The organism is Asticcacaulis sp. MM231, assembly GCF_964186625.1.
In the GTDB taxonomy this organism is placed as follows: Bacteria; Pseudomonadota; Alphaproteobacteria; order Caulobacterales; family Caulobacteraceae; genus Asticcacaulis.
Genome location: NZ_OZ075110.1, coordinates 317,966 through 338,239 on the forward strand (window position 1 = coordinate 317,966; position 20,274 = coordinate 338,239).

The 20,274-nt window shown below is 57.8% G+C and carries 15 protein-coding genes; 8 read left to right on the forward strand and 7 right to left on the reverse strand.

The window, feature by feature from the left end:
- Positions 1-94: 94 nt before the first annotated feature.
- Positions 95-223 carry a hypothetical protein gene (locus ABQ278_RS20625; protein WP_349322899.1) on the reverse strand — a complete coding sequence of 43 codons (129 nt, stop codon included), beginning with the start codon at positions 221-223 and terminating at the stop codon, positions 95-97.
- Positions 224-453: 230 nt separating this feature from the next.
- The gene (gene galE, locus ABQ278_RS20630) at positions 454-1,434 is read right to left on the reverse strand and encodes a UDP-glucose 4-epimerase GalE (RefSeq protein WP_349322900.1); all 981 of its coding nucleotides are present in this window, start codon (positions 1,432-1,434) and stop codon (positions 454-456) included.
- Between the two features lie 257 nt (positions 1,435-1,691).
- Here galE and ABQ278_RS20635 point away from each other — a divergent pair, with 257 nt between their 5' ends.
- Positions 1,692-2,858, forward strand: a complete 1,167-nt coding sequence (locus tag ABQ278_RS20635; RefSeq protein WP_349322901.1) for a nucleotide sugar dehydrogenase — start codon at positions 1,692-1,694, stop codon at positions 2,856-2,858.
- Between the two features lie 27 nt (positions 2,859-2,885).
- Here ABQ278_RS20635 and ABQ278_RS20640 read toward each other — a convergent pair whose 3' ends face one another.
- Positions 2,886-3,401 carry an acyltransferase gene (locus ABQ278_RS20640; RefSeq protein ID WP_349322902.1) on the reverse strand — a complete coding sequence of 172 codons (516 nt, stop codon included), beginning with the start codon at positions 3,399-3,401 and terminating at the stop codon, positions 2,886-2,888.
- 1,440 nt (positions 3,402-4,841) lie between these two features.
- On the opposite strand from ABQ278_RS20640, the gene ABQ278_RS20645 reads away from it, so the two are divergent.
- The 5 genes from ABQ278_RS20645 to ABQ278_RS20665 all read left to right on the forward strand — a co-directional run bounded on the left by ABQ278_RS20645 (position 4,842) and on the right by ABQ278_RS20665 (position 9,303).
- Positions 4,842-5,417 (forward strand): hypothetical protein, encoded by a 576-nt coding sequence (locus ABQ278_RS20645; protein WP_349322903.1) that lies wholly within the window; start codon positions 4,842-4,844, stop codon positions 5,415-5,417.
- Positions 5,418-5,702: 285 nt separating this feature from the next.
- On the forward strand, positions 5,703-6,860 hold the full coding sequence (locus ABQ278_RS20650; RefSeq protein WP_349322904.1) for a GNAT family N-acetyltransferase: 1,158 nt from the start codon (positions 5,703-5,705) through the stop codon (positions 6,858-6,860).
- Positions 6,861-7,241: 381 nt separating this feature from the next.
- Complete coding sequence (locus ABQ278_RS20655) at positions 7,242-7,634, forward strand: hypothetical protein (protein ID WP_349322905.1); 393 nt, start codon at positions 7,242-7,244, stop codon at positions 7,632-7,634.
- Between the two features lie 73 nt (positions 7,635-7,707).
- Entirely contained in the window at positions 7,708-8,598 is an 891-nt protein-coding gene (locus ABQ278_RS20660; protein WP_349322906.1) for a hypothetical protein, read from the forward strand.
- A gap of 510 nt (positions 8,599-9,108) precedes the next feature.
- Positions 9,109-9,303, forward strand: a complete 195-nt coding sequence (locus ABQ278_RS20665) for a hypothetical protein (RefSeq protein WP_349322907.1) — start codon at positions 9,109-9,111, stop codon at positions 9,301-9,303.
- Positions 9,304-9,577: 274 nt separating this feature from the next.
- On the opposite strand, the gene ABQ278_RS20670 is transcribed toward ABQ278_RS20665, so the two are convergent.
- Positions 9,578-10,351, reverse strand: a complete 774-nt coding sequence (locus tag ABQ278_RS20670) for a prolyl oligopeptidase family serine peptidase (RefSeq protein ID WP_349322908.1) — start codon at positions 10,349-10,351, stop codon at positions 9,578-9,580.
- Positions 10,352-11,084: 733 nt separating this feature from the next.
- On the opposite strand from ABQ278_RS20670, the gene ABQ278_RS20675 reads away from it, so the two are divergent.
- Together ABQ278_RS20675 and fghA are read left to right on the forward strand one after the other, a co-directional pair.
- Positions 11,085-12,104: a sterol desaturase family protein gene (locus ABQ278_RS20675; protein ID WP_349322909.1), complete on the forward strand. Its 1,020-nt coding sequence runs from the start codon at positions 11,085-11,087 to the stop codon at positions 12,102-12,104.
- Positions 12,105-12,418: 314 nt separating this feature from the next.
- The gene (fghA, locus tag ABQ278_RS20680; RefSeq protein WP_349322910.1) at positions 12,419-13,252 is read left to right on the forward strand and encodes an S-formylglutathione hydrolase; all 834 of its coding nucleotides are present in this window, start codon (positions 12,419-12,421) and stop codon (positions 13,250-13,252) included.
- Here fghA and ABQ278_RS20685 read toward each other — a convergent pair.
- The 3 genes from ABQ278_RS20685 to ABQ278_RS20695 all read right to left on the reverse strand — a co-directional run bounded on the left by ABQ278_RS20685 (position 13,249) and on the right by ABQ278_RS20695 (position 20,188).
- Positions 13,249-15,363, reverse strand: a complete 2,115-nt coding sequence (locus tag ABQ278_RS20685; RefSeq protein ID WP_349322911.1) for a malate synthase G — start codon at positions 15,361-15,363, stop codon at positions 13,249-13,251. The genes fghA and ABQ278_RS20685 overlap by 4 nt on opposite strands.
- 163 nt (positions 15,364-15,526) lie before the next feature.
- On the reverse strand, positions 15,527-17,194 hold the full coding sequence (locus ABQ278_RS20690) for a peptide-N4-asparagine amidase (RefSeq protein ID WP_349322912.1): 1,668 nt from the start codon (positions 17,192-17,194) through the stop codon (positions 15,527-15,529).
- An 87-nt stretch (positions 17,195-17,281) separates the two neighbouring features.
- Complete coding sequence (locus ABQ278_RS20695; protein WP_349322913.1) at positions 17,282-20,188, reverse strand: TonB-dependent receptor domain-containing protein; 2,907 nt, start codon at positions 20,186-20,188, stop codon at positions 17,282-17,284.
- Positions 20,189-20,274 lie beyond the last annotated feature (86 nt).

Consider the following 20,274-nt stretch of genomic DNA (forward strand, 5'->3'; position numbering starts at 1 on the left):
GAAAAGGCCGCCCAGACCTTGCCGGGCGGCACGCAAAAAACTCAAATGAAAAGCTAAGATGAGCGAAAACGATCGCGAAGCATCGCCCCAAAGACTAAAGCGCCAACACCAGCCATGCGACCAGCGCCCAGAAACCGGTGCAGAAAAGCGCCACAGCCAGCAGCGTCAACCGCAAGGGCACCTTTCCACCCTCAACGCCACGAACATCTTCTGGCGCGCGCACGTCCCGGTCCACAAAAGGGCGCGGCGATCGAGACAGATCGCGGGGCTCACCGCGCGAAGGGAGGAATCCCATTTTATTGACAGGTGAGTCAAATTGGGCGAGGTCTACGGGTAAAAGCTTTTGCACTTCGCGCTCTCCGAGAGGTCGGGTTGCGCTTTATATTTTTATTTTACAAAAATGTCAAAAACTATTTAACGAAAACTTAACCCCTTAACGGCGCACAATCACGACTAATAAGGCCGGGACTTCTGCCAGTTGGCCGCCGTCGCAATCAAGGTGGGCAAATCGCTGTAACGCGGCGCCCAGTCCAAAACGCGCAGAATCCGCCCGCAGTCGGCCACCAAGGTCGCGGGATCGCCTGCGCGTCTGGGACTGAGTGCATGCGGAACCGGAACGCCCAGCACGTCCTGAGCGGTGTTGATAACTTCTTGCACCGTGACGCCCGACCCGGTCCCGACATTCAGGGTCTGGCTATCCCCCCCGGCCAGCAACCGCTTTATCGCCGAGACATGGGCCCACGCCAGATCCACCACATGAATATAGTCGCGCATGGCAGTGCCATCGCGCGTGTCGTAGTCCGTGCCGAAGACGTTAAGCGCCTTGCCGGTGCCAAGGGCCGCCTTACAAACAAGGGGAATCAGGTGGGTTTCCGGCTCATGACTCTCGCCAATCTCACCGTCCGGGTCGGCGCCGGCCGCATTGAAATAGCGCAGCGCCGTGTAGTTCAGCCCGTGCGCGCGCTCCAGCCAATAGAGGGCCTGCTCGAAGGCCAGCTTGCTCGCGCCATAGGGGTTTATGGGGACGGTCGGATGGGCTTCACCAATCAGCTCCGACTGCGGATTGCCATAAACGGCCGCGGTGGACGAAAACACCAGAGCCTTGACATCGGCTTCGATCAGCGCCGACGCAAAAGCCACCGCTGCGCCCAGGTTGTTGTCGTAATATTTGGCGGGATTGCTCGTGCTCTCCCCAACCAGGCTATAGGCCGCGAAATGGATCGCGGAGGTAATACCATAGGTTTTCACCGCCGCAAGAACCGCCTCGCGATCACGCAGATCCGCCTGAATGAAAGGCCCCCATTTGACAGATTGCGCATAGCCCGTCGACAGATTATCCAACGTTACCGGCAAATATCCCGCACTTGCCAAAATCTTGCATGTCTGGGAGCCGATATAACCCGCGCCCCCGGCGACCAAAACTGCGCCAACCATGATGAAAATCCCTTAGACGGCGACTGAAACATCGCCTGAAAATTGAATAAACCATACAAAAATAAAATCTTTGTTGAAATTGTCCCGCAATGCAACAAAAAAGCGCACAAGATCTAGTCTTGTGTATAAACTGGGCTACAGACGCAGGTGAACGACACGCTTGGGCACGCTGAAAGCCCGACATGTCGCCTTGCCGTAAGGTCGCGTTGAAAAGCGCACCTTAGTCTTGACACCACACTCGAACGATGAGGCTTTCCATGAAGATCGCAATTTCCGGGCTGGGCTATGTCGGCCTATCAAACGCCGTCCTCCTGGCACAAAAGAACAAGGTTGTCGCCTACGACATCGTCCCGGAAAAGGTCGCCTTGATCAACAACAAGGTGTCGCCCATCATCGACGATGAGATAAGCGACTACCTTGCCAACCACCCTCTCGACCTCACCGCCACATCGGACAAGGCCTCGGCCTATGAAGGGGCAGATTTCGTCATCGTGGCTACGCCGACCAACTACGATCCGGAAACAAATTATTTCGATACACGTTCCGTTGAAGCCGCGATCCGCGACGTGATCGCCGTGAACAGGCAAGCGACCATAGTGATCAAATCGACCATTCCGGTTGGTTTTACCTCGCAGATCCGTGAAAAAGTCGGCTATGACGCCATCCTCTTTTCACCGGAATTTTTGCGCGAAGGCCGTGCCCTTTACGACAATCTCCACCCCTCTCGTATTGTGGTCGGCGAACGTTCTGAGCGCGCCTTCCAGTTTGCCGCCCTTTTGAAGGCGGGCGCTATCAAGACGGATATTCCAACCCTCTTCACGGGCTCGAGTGAGGCCGAAGCGGTCAAGTTGTTCGCCAACACCTATCTTGCCATGCGCGTGGCTTATTTCAACGAACTCGACACCTACGCCGATCTGGCAGGCTTGGAATCGCGCGACATTATCGAAGGCGTGGGTCTAGACCCTCGCATCGGCCAGCATTACAACAACCCCTCTTTTGGCTACGGCGGCTATTGCCTGCCGAAAGATACGCGTCAACTCCTGGCGAACTACCGTGAAGTACCCCAGAATATGATCCGCGCCATCGTCGATGCCAACACAACCCGTAAGGATTTCATCGCCGACAGTATTATTCGGCGAAAGCCAGAAGTGGTAGGAGTATACCGACTCACCATGAAAACGGGCTCCGACAACTTCCGTGATTCCTCGGTTCAAGGCGTCATGAAGCGTATAAAAGCCAAAGGCATTGACGTCGTTATCTATGAGCCAGCGCTCGAAGAAGCCACCTTCTTCAACTCAAAGGTTATTAAAGACCTGGCAGAGTTCAAGACCATGTGCGACGTCATAATCTGCAACCGGTCAGCCCCCGATCTGGCGGATGTGGCCGACAAAATCTACACCCGCGACCTGTTCGGAACCGATTGATGGGCGCTGCATACCAACCGTAAGGCTTTAGACAGGCAGGTCCCTTATACGCTTGGCGGGAACGCCAACATATAGGCCGTTCGGCTCTGTACTGGTGGTCACCACGGCGCCCGCGCCGACCACGCAACCGCGCGCAATCGTGACCCCCGGAAGGACCGTGACGCCGATACCGATCCAACAGCCATCTTCCACCCGGGTGTGCAGGTTAAGATCGGCACCAAACTTTCGCCTGGGAACCGTGCTTTCGATGGGATGGGTCGTGCTCAGAATTCTAAAGAACGGCCCGGTTCTGATATCTTCACCAAGCGTGATAATCCCGTCGCCGTCAAAAAAACTATGACAAGCGACAGCGGTGTTGCGTCCGATTGTCACGTTCCTCGCGCGACGGATAACACCCCACTGAACCGCGGATTTATCCGCCATTTTCCAGCCCTTACTGCACAGGATGGCCTTGCGAACCTTATCAGGGCACAGCCGGCAGGCCAGGACAATATCGAGAACCGCGCCAAGCTTTATCGCTATGGCCTCACCGATGTTTCGCATATCGCTTTCCTTTGTTCTAAGCCTGCAATCCCGGCGCCAACATGAGTCTGGCTTTGCAAGACCCGTACCAGGTCTTCCACTCTCCTTGGAAGGTCGCTCCTGTCGCGAGACATGGTGGTAACAGAAGGCCAATAATCATCGGTTAATGCGCCAGGCAACTGCAGTGGACAGCGAAGCACAAAAGAAACGGCAAAGACCGGAACCTACAGCCGCGATGGTCAAAGGGGCAGGGTTGCAGAACGGATCCTCTCTCCCCCTTTTTTGCACGCACCATGCCCCTACCGCCGTCATATTCAAAGCAAGAGCTTGTTTTAGATTGCGCAGGCGGACCACGTATGAGACGTGTGTTTTCGCCAGCGTCTGAGATGGATTCGCCGGCGTTCGACCCGCCCGTATCCCAGCCAAAAAGGTATGAGCGGGCCGGACTTTTCCTTTAGTGGCACCCCACGGTCTTCGAGCAGGGCTAAAATGTCGCAGGATCTGAGCACCATTGGTGATCCCTTCTGGCCCCTCCAGAACTTGGTGTGTGTTACTGAAGCGCTTACGTCTGTCTCAGCCGCAATGCTGGGTAATGGCATGGGGTCTAATCGGCCCGTGCACAGATGAGGTCCCTGCCTCGCACCATGTCTGAAACCCTGGCCCATCTGTCTCGGACGGTACCGGTGATAGCCCTTTTCGGGCCACGGGGATCCGGCAAGACGACCTTGGCAAAGAGGTGTGGTGGACCAAACCGAACCTATCTAACACTTGAAGACCAAGGCTTACGCCAGCAGGCGCGTGAAGATCCAGACGCCTTCCTGAACAGCCATAGAGCACCGCTCACAATTGACGACATTCACCTAGCGCCCCAGCTTGTTGACTGTCTCTTGGCGCGACTTGGTGACGCGACCGCCTTCGGCAGCTATTGGCTGATCACATCACATGACGAGGCCCTCGCCGGCCTCAAGGTCGGCCCTGCGATGAGGCCAATGACGGCATATCTTCGGTTATTGGGCTTATCTCAGGCCGAATGCAGCCACCGAGCCCTAATCCAGGTGCCATTCTTGCCCACGCCCTCATGGGTGGAACAAGCCGGCCAGTTGGCGCCCCCGCCTCCCCTTTGGTATCTATCCAGCCATATGGCAGGGCGCCTGAACGCAACGAAGAATGTTTCCGTCTTGGACACACTGGACACCCTGCGCCCACCCCGCGGGCCAGGCGCCGTTGTCGCACTGCACACAAAAGACCTGCTATTATCCGAAGATGTGCGCGCAATACCCGTTCATTACATTTAGGCTGGACAAGACGCGTCCGCTCGCACGTACGGTGTGATGAATTTATCGATGTCAAACCCTGACATTAGCCCGGCGCAGGCAAGAGATTGACGTGTCACAAAACACAACCTAAACCTTAAGCGCCTGTCTGGCTCGTCTTGAGCCATGCCATCTTTGTGAGGTTTTCATGAAGGCGATCTTCGTCGCAATCCTCTTGGGCGTCCTCATGGGTTGCACCGGCGCATCTTCCCAAGATTCCAGTCAGAACATTGAACCGGCGACCCATTCGACGGATCAGGCACCCATACCTTTTGGGGCCAGGGTGCAAGTTGGTTCGCAAGACTTTATCACTGTGACCCGCGTAGAAATGCGCTCAGAATTGGCGCTGCAACCGGACTCCCGGCGCAAGTCGGCCGGTCACGTGTTTGTTCTGCTGGAATATATTATCAAAGCCCCTGAGGTTACGCCAGAAACGATTGCGTCCTTCCCAACCCTGTCTCTGGTCTCGCCTTCGGGAGAGGTGTATACGAGCCAGTCTGAGTTGGAAAGCGCGGTCGCCAATGAAAAGGGCTTTACGCATCGCGCCATCGATGTCCTGAAAGTCAACGGACAAATTCTCGACGTTTTGGTGTTTGAGGTCCCTAAGGGCGCCTTTGAACGTGACACCTGGCAGGTGGTCACAGACAATGACACCCATATTGCCCTAAAAGGCCCCCCTGCGAAAGCGCAAGACCCATCTGGCCCAAATCTGCGAGCTCTCTGACTGACCGTCTATCACGACTTTCGCTAAGCTCATAGCACACCGTCGCAAGGGCTGAACCAGAAAGCGCCGCGACGGATCCGTGCCACCCGCAAATCGATCAACGCATAGGTAAGCCGAGAGCGCCCTTGACCCTCATGAAGCGAGGCAAAGTTGATCGGCTTAAAAAGACCGTCAAGGTCCGGGTCCGGCCCACCTTAAGGTAAAACCGATACCGATGCGCCTACAGTTTGGCCCGATCCTTGCAAAAGATCAGGTCTATTTTGTTTTTGAACCAAAGGCGTGCCTGTGCTGACCTGTGATCTCATCCGCGTTGAAAATCTTACCCCCCAAGACCAGACGATCTGGCAGGATATGATCGACGCCACCGAAGCCTTTCAGTCACCCGTCCTGTCGCCGGCCTTTATCCGCGCCGTGGCGTCGGTACGCGATGATATCGTCATCGCCGTCTATAGCCACGATGGCGAGACCATAGGCTTCCTGCCGCACCATCGCCGCCCCAACCGCTTCGCCCGCCCGGTCGGCGCGCCCTTTGCCGATTACAGCGCCCTGATCACCTTCCCTGACACCGACCTCAAGGCCCGTGACGCCCTGGCCGCCGCCCGTATCGACCGCTATCAGGCCATCGGTCTGATTGATCCTTATGGCGTTTTTGGTGAGGTCGACGGCACGGACGATGTGGGCTACGGCATCGACCTCGGCAGCGACAAACCGATCAATGCGGTCAGCAAAAAGCACAGCAAGAACATCAACCGCCACCGCCGCAACCTGATCGCAGCGCACGGCGAAATCACCTTCCGCCTGAGTGAATTCGACCGCGAGCACTACGAGAAAATGCTGCGCCTCAAACGCGAGCAACTCGAGAGGAACGGCCTGCACAATTTCCTCGATGCGCCCTGGGCCTCAAGCCTCCTCGAACAGGTGTTCGACGCCCCGCGCGACGGCCTGCACGGATCGCTGCTGGTCATGATGGTCGGCGATGCCCCGGTCATGTTCCACTATGGCCTGCGCTACGGTGATCGTATGCACCCGTGGGTGTCCAGCTTCGATCCGGCCTTTGGCGCGTTTTCTCCCGGCCAGATCTTCCTGTGCGACGCCCCCGCTGCGCTCAAGGCCGCCGGCGTGCGCTATTACGATCTTTCGACCGGTCAGACCCACTACAAATCCTCCTTCTGCAACACGGAGTTTCCAGTCCGCCATGCCCGCATCTATGGCGGCTCGGCCAGCGCACATTTGAGCGAACGTCTGGCGCACCTGGCCTCGGACGTGCAAAAATCGATGAATCGTTACCGGATTGGTCGTGGCGTGGCCAATGCCCTGACCCGCCTGAATCGTCGCGTCGATCAGATCGCCTGCCTCGAACTCGATTTCGCCGGTCGTGCCAAAGGGGTCGCCCATGCCTTCGCCAACGCCCGACGCCGCATCGGTGCCGTCGATGCCGGATAGTGCCGCCCACCTTGAGGCCCGGCAAATGACGCTCACTGCACCGGCTACGGACCCGACACCTGCCCTCTGACAAGAACAGCAATCCGTGCGACGTCCCAACGCTAAAAGGTTGCAGCAAATAACCGGCCGTGGGCCTATGGCATGGACCACACTTTATTTCACAATTGACACACGGTAGCCCTTAACCTACTTATGCGTGCGTCGCTGGCGTTATCAATTTTGAGCCGGCGCTATAGGGGAAATACCATATGCGAAATTTGATCTTGATAGCGCTTGCCGCTATCTCTTTGACAGCGTGCGCCTCCGCGCCGCCCAACCCGATCGCTCTCACAACACGGGACACCTTCTATGTCAAAGCGGCCGAGATTGCCTGGCACGTCGATGAGTTCGAAGAAGGCGGCCGATGCGGCCTACGACATGGGTAAGGCTGACCTGCAGGCGCGCCTGAAAAGTGCCGTTGAAGCGCAATTCAAGACATCGCCGTCGGGCTCAGACGCCGTTGTTTTCGAGATCGACGTCAAGGGCTACAGCCGCGTCGGCGCGGCCATGGGCAATATGATTGGTGGCTCTAATACGGTTGTCGCCGACGTGCACGTCCGTCGCGTCTCCGACAACGCCGAAATTGCCGTCTATACAGGTGTTTCCGGCGCCTATACCTCAAACGGAGGTATTATCGGCGCCATTGCCCAGTCGGCGATGAAACCCGACATCGTGGGGGTCATGGCCAACACCTTCGCGAATAATCTACGAACGCGCTTCGACTCGCCCAAATAGAGTCCGGTGAAGGAATCCTATAATGCCCTGTGTACGTAAGGGGCTTTCCATCCGTCTCATCCGACGGACCGCCATGCTCGCCAGTGCGCTGGTCAGCATGGCGGGCATGTCGGTCAGCGCTGCCCCGGCCCCGCCTCTCATAAATCCGGATGCCCTGACGATCAGTGGACGGTTTGGCTTGCCAGAAGGTCAAGGCCTGATCACCTATCAACGTCTGCGTGTGGGACAGATTACCCTGGCACCAGAGGCCATGGCTGGACTTGCTGACGATACCGCGGCTTTCAGGTCTGCCCTCGAGCAGGGTCTGACAAAATCGCTACACAATCATGGACTGCACGCCAAGCCTGACGATACAGATCCTGTCGTCTTGACTATCGACATTCCGGCTTTGACCTATAAAGACGTCGCTGACACAGCCACCGGGCCCGGCTCTACCCTTGCTGAGGCCACCCTAATCGTTACAACCACAAGCGTGGATGCACAGCTTGTGGCCTGCGTGACCTACTCCGCGCATGGGGCCTACAAGGCCTTGCATCGCCAGAAGTCCGGTGGCGGCAAAAGGGCGGTCGGGATCATGGCGGCCGTCGTTATCGGCGCACTTAATCCCTACGCGATCAATACCTTTACCCCGCAAAGTTTCAGCAATGCCGATCTCGAAAACAAGAATTTGAATGCGGGCCGCTCAGTCAGCAGCAACGAAGGGGTTTCGCCCGGCTTCAATGCACAAAGCAACACCCTCTTCGCCGCCACCAATGCACTACAATTGGCGATCTATAATTATCTGTTCCACCAATTGACGGAGGAGGCCGCTTGCTTAGGGATCACTCCTCAGGTGCCGTCTACGCAGGTGAAGCTGCCACAGAATAGTCCTGAGGCTTCCGCAGAGCCAAGCGCCGGCAACCAGATCGACAGCGACAGGATGTCCGCACCGGCACAGCCTCCATCAGCCCAGCCAGCGCCGTAGGTTTAGGCAACCGCCGTAAGGCGGCCCGTCCCGAAAACGGAAAAACATCGCCTATACTTTAATGTAACGACCCTCTGTAAAACGACGTTGATCTGGCGGCACCGTTAGACGAAAACGTCGCATGGTCAAGTTATGCAACGGAAGGCACGCGGCCCTGATGACACAACAAAGTCCTCCGAAAGATCCTTATAGCCTCTACCAAAGCGGCGTGAAGGTCGCGGAGGTCGATGGTGTTCGGGTCGATACCCGAAACCTTTATATCGATCACCTTGTCGCCCAGAAGCCTTTCCGGCTCGACAAGCCATTTGAATTTCGGGGTAAAATTTTCCAGTTCAACGCCGGCTCTCCGCCGCGGACATGCGGGTCCACAACCCTATATTCCCGCCTGTCGGCGATCGATCTTTGCCAAGTCTAGTTCAGCCCAAAAGCCAAAGCCTCAAGGCACTTGCTTGTTTACGACAGGTAAGTGGTTCATAATCCAAACCTTAAACGACTCCAACCGGAAATCAGATGCCTACAAACGCGACCGAAGAAATCGCCGCGCCAAGGCTTGAACACCTCACCTTGGAACAGATGAGGCAACTATGTGCAAACGCTGCGATTGAAGCCGGCGCCATCTCCGTGGCTGATCCGGTGAATCGGTTGGCCAAACTTGTCGAGACATTGGCTTTGGTACTTGAAGCGCAACTCGAAAGAGACCTTTAGCATACCCTGCAGCGACGTTGCCGCTTGCCCAGCATCACGGGCAACCTTAAACAGGGAAAAGCCGCGATCTCAAACCTTGTCCTTATAAGCCGTCAGATCCGGCTGGTAGCCCGCGTCGTCGACATCTGCCGCCAACCCTTACCCGTAAGTAATACAGTCTGTCGACGGCAAAGGCAGATCCACATGACGCGCATAACCAGGCCAGCGGCTCCCGACAGCGCTACGTGACACGGCTCACATCACACGATGCATGTTTTTTCTGTGACAACAGGTATCACTCGCGGCGATAGCGCTTCAGAAACGCCCACATCGCCTCATTATCGACCACCCAGGCATGTTTGCCGCCGACCGTAATGCGACCGACCACATCGGCATCATTGCGGCAGCCGCTGTAACGTTCTTCATAGACATAGGCTGTTACCCATTGCGTTGTCGGCGCGGTCCCACAGGCATTAAGCTGCGCCCAGCGCTGCTCGGCGGCATGCATGGTGTATTGCCAGTAGCCGGCGCCGCCCCCCTCGATCGGGTTGACCGTATCCTTGTCGCCGGCAAAGGCAATGACCGGCATAGGGCGCGTTGGCCGACAGGTGGTCGGATCGGGGCGTGTCTTATCCTCCGCCTGCGGATTGCCGGCGCGCAAACCTACGACGGGGGCGATGGCGGCGAAGCGATCGGCGGCGACGCAGCCAAGCCACGAGGTCATGCGGCCGCCACCCGACAGTCCCGTGGCGTAGACCCGGGCGCGATCGATGCAGCCTTCCGAGGCCAGCCGGTCGATCGCCGCCTTGATATAGGCAACGTCGTCGGCGTCGTCCGGGCCAGGTATCTTGCCCGTGACGGTCGGCACGCCGGGGATATTCCATACGAAGCCCTTGCCAGCGGGGATGCCGCCATCCGGTGCGGCCAGGATAAAGCCGTTGCGGTCGGACGTCGCTTCGAGCTTTGCGTCTTTCAGCATATCCGCGCCGGTGCCGGTGCTGCCATGAAAGAGAAACAGGATCGGTTGGGGCGTAGCGGCATCGGAATCCTTTGGCAGGTGGATGAGCATAGATCGCCCCATACCAGGAATGGCGACGGATTGCGTCTGCCCGGCGTGATGGAGGCTGCAAGAGAACGCGGCCTGGGCAGGCGTGGTCCATCCAAGCGCCGCCAATATCCCTAAAAGAAGCCACATATGTTGCGGAAATCCCTGAGTGTGCGGTCGCATGGCCAGTCTGTCCCTGATGGTCTGTTGACGATTCAATGTAACGCATCCAGAAGACAGTCGAAAGCCTGCCATCTCTTGAGTGGGGGCTAGCCAAACCCAAGCTTGAAACGGGCGACATCTCCCCTGGCCCAATCTAAAGCCAGGGCGTGAGGATCCAGCCGCCACACGTCCGCGCATCCGAAGCGTTGCCGCGTCATCGCTCGCGTCCCCAAGCTAGGTGGATTTTGCGACGCGCACGAAACGGTGGTATGGCGCGGCGGGCGCAGCCCCTGACGCCGTGTCATTTTACACACACCCAACCATAGTTTTATAAACCATAAGTGGAAGTCTGGATTTTTATCGGCCGCCATAGTTTCCTGCGGAAACCGGAAAAGATACGTAACGAGCGAACGGGTGACTGAGCGCTGTGCCGTTTGTCGCGTAACGTCGTACCGAATAATCTAGGCTCTGAAAAAGATATGCCAAAAGGAAGGGCAGCTTTGATTGACACGTAAAAGCGGAGTTTTTTGATACAAATAGGTCGCGCATCAAGGCGTTGTGCTTCTTTAGAATAAAATATAACGGCGGCGGAAATATGCTAGATTTTTTATACTCGAAATTACACAACCTGCATTGGGAGCAGTTTACGGTTGTAGGCAGCACTCTGCTCACATTTTTCTTTGCAGCGATCGTTAGTTTTATAGGGCAGTTTCAACGACTGCGCATGCACGTCTCTTTTGCCGGGTTCTGGGAACACTGCTTTCCCGCCGCCGGCTGGACATCGACGTCCAGCCGCATTGACATCATCATGTATGTTGCGGGCAAGTTGACACGTGGCCTGCTGGCCATCGGTGATGCGTTTCTCGCCGTGGGCGTGGCTTCTGGTATCGCGGCAGGGCTTCATAGCGTCATGCCGCAGCATGTCCCGTTGCACGCAGGATTTCTCACGGTCGTGTCGTGGTCGATCGTCTTCTTTCTGTTCGCGGACTTCGCGAATTTTTTTACCCACTACCTTCAACATAAGGTCGGCTTTTTGTGGGAACTGCATAAGGTGCATCATTCTGCGACCTTCCTGACGCCTCTGACAACAGCACGGATGCATCCCTTAGGCGACAAGTTTGACCACATCGGTGCAATACTTTTGGGGGCCCTTCCGATGGGGCTATGCCTATTTTTATATCAGCTCTCGCTCGCGGACATGCTGATCATGATGGGCAATGCGAACCTGATAGGCACGATCTTGGTCTTGGACGCACTGCGCCATAGCCACTTCCCAGTAAGCTTCGGAAAACTCGACTTTGTCCTAATAAGCCCACACATGCACCAGTTGCACCATAGCGCTCGATTTGAGCACTGGGACAAGAACATGGGCAATAAGTTATCCATCTGGGACTTCATGTTCGGAACCGCCTTTATTCCAGACAAGGGGGAGATCCTCACCTACGGCATTGGAAGGGGGGCGGCGCTTGATGCGGAATATCACACGCTTGCAGGCGTTTATGTGCGTCCTGTCATAAATATGTTCAAGGTCATGGTTTTTGGCGCTCAGGAACCACCGCCCATACCAATAGAAGCGCCACGGGCGACGCCCTCCGCGGATCACCCTTCGCCCTAGACAGATGAACCGGACCTGAGCCTTGCTATTGGCAAGGCTCAGGGATTGAGACGAAAGGGGACCTCGTCCGGTCTGGTACCATGGCACGGCCAGGGCTTGGATGTGATGCCAACAGGCCCCGTCTTGTGAGCTTTCCGTAGAACCTTGACTTGGTCGATCTGGATTTTGCAAATCTGCCATACGGGATAGATAGGGTAACCCCTTTCGGATCAGGCCTCCCGCAAACAAGCGGATGCGCCTACGCTCTTGACCTCACCTTGGTCGAGCCCCTATGACGACGCCGCCTCCCCCCTGTCCGCACAAAAGGAAATCCCATGTCGCTCGAACAGCTCGAAGTCCACGAATCCCATGGTGGAAAGCTTGCGGTCTATCGCCACGACAGCGCCGAGACGAAGACCCCGATGACCTTCAGCATCTTTCTGCCGCCACAGGTCAAATCAGGCAAAAAACTACCGGTTGTCTGGTACTTGTCAGGCCTGACCTGTACCCACGCCAATGTGACCGAAAAAGGCGATTACCGCCGCGCCTGCGCAGACCTTGGCCTAATTTTTGTCGCTCCGGACACCTCACCGCGCGGGGAGACCGTCCCCGATGATGATGCCTATGATTTCGGACAGGGTGCAGGCTTCTACGTCGACGCCACCGAGGCGCCGTTTGCCGAAAACTACCGGATGTACAGCTATATCACCGAAGAATTGCCGGCACTGATTGCGGCCAACTTCCCGGTCGACATGACCCGCCAGTCGATTATGGGCCATTCCATGGGCGGACATGGCGCACTCGTGATCGCCCTGCGAAATCCGGTCTATCGCGCCGTCTCTGCCTTCGCCCCGATCGTGGCGCCATCGCAGGTGCCATGGGGCGAAAAGGCCTTCACGGGTTATCTCGGTCCAGATCGCGCCGCCTGGGTAACTTACGACGCTTGCGCCCTGATCGCAGCCGGTCATCGCGTGCCTGATATCCTGGTCGATCAAGGCATGGCGGACAGTTTCCTGACCAACCAGCTCAAACCTGAGCTTCTACAAGCCACGTGCGGCAACGCCGAACAGCCCCTCACGCTCAACCTGCGCACCTGCTATGATCATAGCTATTATTTCATCTCAAGCTTTATGGACGAGCACCTGCGCTGGCACGCCGCAAGACTTTAGCGGACCTTCGCCTCGCGTCGCCGTTTGTGCAGGATGAATTCGGTGTAGCCATTGGGTTGCGCGCGTCCCATAAAGACCAGATCGCGCGCCGCCTGAAACGCCACCCCGTCAAAATCCGGCGCCATCGGCCGATAGTGGGGGTCGCCGGTGTTCTGACCATCCACGACCCGCGCCATATATCTGAGGCGGCCCTCGACCTGAGCCTCCGTGATCAGGCCATGGTGCAGCCAGTTGGCGACGTGCTGCGAGGAGATGCGCAAGGTGGCCCGGTCTTCCATCAGCCCGACATCATGAATATCGGGCACCTTGGAACAACCCACCCCCTGATCGATCCAGCGCACAACATAGCCCAACAGGCCCTGCAGATTGTTGTCGAGTTCCAGGGCGATCTCTTCCCGTGACAGGTTGCGATCGAGCACGGGCGGGGTCAGGAGCGCGTCGAGCGACGCGCGCTGGCGTTGCCGGATCTCGTCTTGCCGCGCCGTCACATCGACACTGTGATAGTGGAGAGCGTGCAAGGTCGCAGCCGTCGGCGACGGCACCCAGGCCGTGCTCGCGCCTGACTGCGGATGCGCGATCTTCTGAGCCAGCATGTCCTTCATCCGGTCAGGCGCCGCCCACATGCCCTTGCCGATCTGGGCATGTCCCGGCAGACCGCACAGCAAACCCGCATCGACATTGGCGTCCTCGTAAGCCTTGATCCAGACGGCGTTTTTGATGTCGCCTTTGCGTAAGGTAGGCCCGGCCTCCATCGAGGTGTGGATCTCATCACCCGTGCGATCGAGAAAGCCGGTATTGATGAAGAACACACGCTCAGAAGCCGCCTTGATGCAGGCCATCAGATTGACGCTGGTGCGGCGCTCTTCGTCCATAATGCCGATTTTCAGCGTAGCCGCCGGCAGGCCCAGCGCCGCTTCGGCAAAGGCGAAGGTCTCAACGACAAAGGCCACCTCGTCGGGCCCGTGCATCTTCGGCTTGACGATATAGGCCGAACCCGTGCGGCTGTTGCCACCACGATCATGGCGCGCGATCAGGGCGGTGATCATCAGATCGACCAGACCTTCCGGCACCGGCTGCCCCTCCGCGTCGGCGACCATATCCGTATACATATGCAGGCCGACATTGCGCGCCAGCATCAGACTGCGGCCGTGCAAGGTCAGGGCCTTGCCGTCCGGTGTCATGTAGTCGCGGTCGGGATTGAGTTGTCGCGTCAAGGATTGATCGTCCTTGCGGAAGGTCTCGCTCAGGTCGCCCTTCATCAGGCCCAGCCAGTTGGTATAGAGCCCAACCTTGTCCCAGGCATCGACAGCCGCGACGCTGTCCTCCATATCCATGATCGCCGATAAGGCAGCCTCCATGACGATATCGCAAACGCCCGCCGCGTCAGCGCGCCCGACCGGGTGCTCGCGATCAATCAGGATATCCATGTGCAGGCCGTTATGGCGCAGCAGGATCGACGCGGGCGCATCGGCGTCGCCGGCAAAACCGGCAAAATGCGCAGGATCTTTCAGCGTGATACCGCCATTGGCGATCAGGGCGCCATCGATAACCCTATAGGCCGTGACATCGGCGTGGCTCAAACCCGCCAGCGGCACAAACTGATCGAGCCAGGCTTTCGCCTGCGCCTGCACCAAAGCGCCCCGCGCCGCATCGTAACCTTTCGTTTCGATCGGTGGCGCCAGGGCATCGGTGCCATAAAGCGCATCATAGAGCGATCCCCAGCGCGCATTGGCGGCATTCAGGGCATAGCGCGCATTGGAGACCGGCACGACCAGTTGCGGACCGGCCAGATGTGAGATTTCATCATCGACATCCTTGGTGGTGACGCTGAAAGCGGCCGGCTCCGGCAGCAGATAGCCGATCTCCTGCAAAAACGCCTTATAAGCCGCAGGTGCGAAGGGGTTCGCCTTGTGCCAGGCATCAATCTGTTCCTGCAAGCGGTCGCGACGGGTCAGCAAGTCCGCGTTACGCGCGCTGAATGTCGCCAGCAGATCGCTCAGTCCACGCCAAAAAGCCTCTGGCGCAACACCCGAACCCGGCAAGGCCTGCGCGATAACAAAGCGATGCAGGGGTTCAGCAACGGTATAGGAACCAATAGAGACACGGGCCATGGGCCACCTTTGATCTGACACGGACAGATCTCAAGGTTAGGCCTGACCTGGCCAGCCGTCAATTTTTCTGAAAATTATTTCCGTTTTTAGAAATAATTTACAACACTCTGATTTTACTTTCTTTTCAATTTTCCATCACCAGCGCAAACTATCGGGTGAACGCTCAGGGTTTCATCCTACAGCCGTCCGACACCGTGACGACGACATTGTTGCGGCTCGTGATCGTGCGGTCATAACAGACGCCATCGCTATCGGTTACCCTGACCTTATGAACAGATGTGCCGGTCGTGGCCTTCGTCCGGTGCGTCTTGGGATCAAGCAGGGCGTGGAGCTTCGGTGCTGTGCTGAGCTCTTCGCTTCTGATCCGCACCCGCCCATCGATGCCGGTTTCACGGATGGTCCGCTTCAGACCCTGATAGAGATCGATATCCTGAAGGCCATAATCCTTATGGAAGGTGTCGTGGTAGTCGATGGTCAGGGGAAAGGACTCCTCAACCATGCGCGTTTGTACACCAGCCACGTCCGTCGTTGTGAGGGTGGTCGCGAGCTCTGTCGACTGACGCACGCGCCATATTGCTTCAGTTGGCGAGGTCTCATAGGCCTGATGATTGGAAAACCGGCTCGTCTGCTGCAGGCGGGTCGTGACGCGGCCATGCGAGGTCTCGACATAGCCTTCGATCACATAGTCGCGCGGCAAGGTGGTCGTCATCTGGCCGTTCAGATCGCTGCCCTTCGCCAACAAGCGTGCATCGTCAACATTGATTTCTGGTGCTGTCAGCGTGTTGCGCGTCAGGCCGCCGGTCACGACGTCCGCACCTTCATCGAGCCACGCCATCAGCGTGCCCATGGCATAGACATAGCGGCGAACGCCCTCGACCTGCAAGGCGATCGTGTGCGGCTGGCCGTCATTGAGCGAGGCCGCAAACGGGGTCAGGTCAACCCGGTAGGGCTCGAAGTTAAGCGTCTGCACGCCCGGTGACGGGAACCACAGATAGGGGTTAATGCCGCCGGTATAGATCCACGGATAGATCGGCGCCACACCGGCCGGTTTGCCGTCGATCAACACCTCGGTCTCGCGCAGGCTGCCGCCGCCGCACAGATTGGCGTCCTTGGTGATGAAACGGTCGGAGACGCAGCCGTACCAGAATTCATCGTCGCCTTGCGGTTCGGCCATGACATCGAGATAGAGACGCTCGACATTGCGCGGCAGGGTCAGGGTCCTGGTAAGAGCGGGGGCGGCCTTGGTCAGTGACGCCTGACGATCGCTTAAGGGCATAACAAGCTGTGCCGTGGCGGGCGCCGGATTGTGTGCATCAGCCGGATAGAAAAGCAGCCGCGCCGCGCCAAAAAGATGGCCCGTATAGGTGTCATCGACATAGTTGGCGAGGAGGAATTCCCCGCTCTGGGGCGTGGTCAGCAGACTTGTATAGTCGGTAATGTCGCGCTCGGCATGCCAGACCGGCGCGATATCGCGGCGCGGCTCCATCGTCGTGCCGAGATAGAGATTGACGCCCCCCAGATGGATGATGGCCGTGCGATCGAACTGACGGCCACGCGTCACGTTGAAATCGGTCTCGATGACGACCTTCGCCCACGGACCGGGGCAAGCCGCCGGCGGGGCATAGGTCATGGCCACGGGTTGTTCGCCGATAAATTCATGTTTGGAGAGAAGCTCAACCACGCAAGGGGTTGTGCTGGGGCGAACTACATAAAGCTCAGCGCTGGCCACCGTGTTGGTGCCGATGGGTACAGATGGCGGAGGCGCCAGAGTCTCGGCCTGCGCCGAGGCAGCCAACACGGCCAATAAAGGTGTCAAACGCATAAGCCACATAGCCGTCTCCCAAGAGTATAAAAAGGAAATGCGCGCTGACCGGGGAAAGCCAGCGCGCATCCGCACATGATCGTTGAAGCGACTCTGTTAGAGCTTCAGTTTGAAGCTCAGCAGGATCGAACGACCAAGAGGATCATAGGTACCCGTCCAGGTGTTCGGGTTGTTCGAGGTGCCGTCGACGTTCTGCGAATAGGTAATCGGCGGGGTCAGATCGAACAGGTTGTTGACCGACAGGTTGAGCGTCAGGTTCTGGCGCAGGCGCACCGAGCCGCTCATGTCGATATAGTCATAGTCCGGCAACTTGGTGAAGATGGTATTGGTGTAGCCGCCACCATTGCTAACGGCCGGATCCGAGCTGTTGCCGCTAAGCGTCGTGCTGCCGATACGGCGCCAGTTGACCGAGACGGACGACTGATACCACGGCGTTTGCCAAGTGGCGCGCAGGTTATGACGCCACTTGGGTTGCGGCGCGTAGCAGTTGGGCTGACCGAAATAGCCGGTGCAGTTGACACTGGCCGTGATCGGTGAATCCTGGCCACCGGTGATCGACAGGGCCGTGGCCATGAAGTTGGTGTCGACGCGGCCATACTTGCCGAGATCGAAATTATAGGCCGCCTGCAAATCAAGGCCGCGATTGTGCAGACGATAGGTGTTGAGCGTACCGCCTTCGACATAGCCGCCACCGGCTTGCGTGAACGAACCATCGGTGCCGCGGTGGATATATTGGCAGTAATAGTCCAGGCCGGTGGTCAGGCACTTGCTGTAATTATCGACGGCATCGAGATAGTTGATGTAATCGTTGATCAGGATATCATAGTAATCGACCGAGACCATCAGGCCGGGCACCTGATGCGGGGTATAGACCAGACCGTAGGTCAGGGTCTCCGCCTCTTCGGGACGCAGGAGCGGATTGCCACCGCCGGCGAAGGTCCAGCACGACCCAGTTGTACATTCACGCATAGTGCCGTATTGCGCCGCCGTCACACCGGTATTGGCGCATTCAGCAGCCGTGTGCTTTTTCGAGGTACCGCAACCGTCTTCAAGCGAACCATTGATGCTGAGGGTCTTGCCGCTGAACAGCTCCGAGATGTTCGGGGCACGCTGAGCGTTATTAAAGGTCGCGCGCACCAGCAGGTCCTTGATCGGACGGTACTGAAGCTCGAACTTCGAGGTGCCAAGCGCCTTGTCGAGATTGTCATACTTGGACTGACGGAAGGCGGTGTTGAAGTCCAGGCTGTAGACAAACGGCTTATCCGAGACGAGCGGAATTTGCAGTTCGCCGTAGAATTCCTTGACGCCGTAGTGGCCCGAAACCGTGCTCGGCCAGCCCTCATACTCCTTGGTGGCGGCATCGACTTCGTTGCGCAGGGAATCGCGGCGATATTCGAGGCCGGCGGCCAGGGCCACACCGTCCTTGGCCCACGGGCTCTGGACGCCGTATTGCGTCAGGTCGCCGTTGATATTGGCGGTGTAGGTCTGCTGCTGCGTGACCGAACCCCACGAATAGTTGCGGTAAGCATAGTCGTAGAACTTCGGATCCACCGTGTGGTAGCTGAAGATATTGGCCGGTACACACTTCGGGTCATCGTTGGTGGTGATCGCATCGGCATTGACCAGGCAGGTCGCGGTGCCGTTGACATTGACGACCTGGATCGCGTTACGGAACGACTGCGGATCAACATTGTTATTGTCCGACAGGGTCGTCTCGACGCGCGAACCGACAAAGCCCACGTCATAGGACCAGCCATCGGCGATATCGCCGCGGACGCCAAAGGTGTAGCGATAATCCTGGTTGGTCGCCTTGTTGTCGAGTTCCTTCGAGCCCGGACCGTCCAGCTGATAATTGACCGTGGTGGACACGGTGGCGCTAGTGCCGGCGGACGCGCCGCACATGGTCTGGGCCTGAGCCGCCGACAGGTACGGGTTGTTACAGTTCAGATCGACCGTCTCGGACATGAGGGCTGGATAGAACTGCGACGAGCTTTCGTCCTTCATATAAAGGAAGGTGCCGTGGACCTCGGCGTGCTCGTTGAACTTGTAGTGACCGAAGATACCGCCGGTGAAGCGATCGTCGGAACGCAGGAAGTTGAACTTTTCGCGAGTATTGATGCCATAGGCGTCGCTGCCCCTGACGAAGGTGTTGCTGCCATCCATGGCGCCGTAATAAGTCGCTACTTCAGGCGGGCGATCGTTGAAGGTGTAGCGACCATAGGGCGAATAGCTGGTGTTGACCGAACAGAGCCCTGTCTGCAAAATACGGCAGGACGAATAGTCGCGCTGCGACCAGGTGACGGCGTCCTGATGGCGCTGATCAAGGAAGATGCTGATATTGCCGCGGCCATCGGCAAAATTCTTGCCGGCGGCGATATTGATGTCGGTGCGCTGGCCGTCGAAAACATTCTTCTTCGGCAGGTTGATGCTCGGCACATTCTTGATCAGGGCCTGGATATCGCTGGCGTCGTTGGTGTGCTGATAGCCGCCCACGCTGCCATTGATCTCGATGCCGTTGAATTCCTTGTTGAGCACGAAGTTGACCACGCCAGCGATGGCGTCGGAACCGTAGGTCGCCGAGGCCCCGCCCGTCAGGACGTCGACGCGCTTAACCAGCGCGGTCGGGACGATGTTGAGGTCGATGGCCTGAACCGGCAGCAGGCGCTGACCATCGAGCAGGACGAGCGAGCGCTGCCAGCCGAGGTTACGCAGGTTGATCTTGGCGCGACCATCGGAATCCGAACCGTTGGTGAACTGCGTCGAGTTGGCGCGGACCTGCGGCAGACGGTTCAGCGCTTCTTCAAGGTTGAGGACGCCCTGATATTCCAGCTCTTTTTTGTCAAGCGTTGTGATCGGGCTCGTCGAGGTCAGGTTCGGACGGCGGATGCGCGTGCCGGTCACCACAACCACTTCGGGCTTGTCCTGAGCGCCGCTGTCCGCCGGTGCGGCGTCCTGCGCGAATGCTTGCGACGTAAACATGGCGCATGCGGCCATCGAGGTCATAAGACCAATTTTAAAATAGGATCTGTTCATTACGGACATCTGTTGTAACTCCCCAGGCCCGGGCCAATCCCCGCCTTCACTAGAGA

What these genes read in the sequence shown, in the direction of transcription:
- ABQ278_RS20660 (WP_349322906.1), top strand. Translation starts at nt 7,708, where the DNA reads ATGCTCGCCAGTGCGCTGGTCAGCATGGCGGGCATGTCGGTCAGCGCT.
- ABQ278_RS20635 (WP_349322901.1), top strand. Translation starts at nt 1,692, where the DNA reads ATGAAGATCGCAATTTCCGGGCTGGGCTATGTCGGCCTATCAAACGCC.
- ABQ278_RS20670 (WP_349322908.1), bottom strand. Translation starts at nt 10,351, where the DNA reads ATGCTCATCCACCTGCCAAAGGATTCCGATGCCGCTACGCCCCAACCG.
- ABQ278_RS20640 (WP_349322902.1), bottom strand. Translation starts at nt 3,401, where the DNA reads ATGCGAAACATCGGTGAGGCCATAGCGATAAAGCTTGGCGCGGTTCTC.
- ABQ278_RS20665 (WP_349322907.1), top strand. Translation starts at nt 9,109, where the DNA reads ATGCCTACAAACGCGACCGAAGAAATCGCCGCGCCAAGGCTTGAACAC.
- ABQ278_RS20685 (WP_349322911.1), bottom strand. Translation starts at nt 15,363, where the DNA reads ATGGCCCGTGTCTCTATTGGTTCCTATACCGTTGCTGAACCCCTGCAT.
- ABQ278_RS20690 (WP_349322912.1), bottom strand. Translation starts at nt 17,194, where the DNA reads ATGTGGCTTATGCGTTTGACACCTTTATTGGCCGTGTTGGCTGCCTCG.
- ABQ278_RS20655 (WP_349322905.1), top strand. Translation starts at nt 7,242, where the DNA reads ATGAGTTCGAAGAAGGCGGCCGATGCGGCCTACGACATGGGTAAGGCT.
- fghA (WP_349322910.1), top strand. Translation starts at nt 12,419, where the DNA reads ATGTCGCTCGAACAGCTCGAAGTCCACGAATCCCATGGTGGAAAGCTT.
- galE (WP_349322900.1), bottom strand. Translation starts at nt 1,434, where the DNA reads ATGGTTGGCGCAGTTTTGGTCGCCGGGGGCGCGGGTTATATCGGCTCC.
- ABQ278_RS20695 (WP_349322913.1), bottom strand. Translation starts at nt 20,188, where the DNA reads ATGACCTCGATGGCCGCATGCGCCATGTTTACGTCGCAAGCATTCGCG.
- ABQ278_RS20675 (WP_349322909.1), top strand. Translation starts at nt 11,085, where the DNA reads ATGCTAGATTTTTTATACTCGAAATTACACAACCTGCATTGGGAGCAG.
- ABQ278_RS20645 (WP_349322903.1), top strand. Translation starts at nt 4,842, where the DNA reads ATGAAGGCGATCTTCGTCGCAATCCTCTTGGGCGTCCTCATGGGTTGC.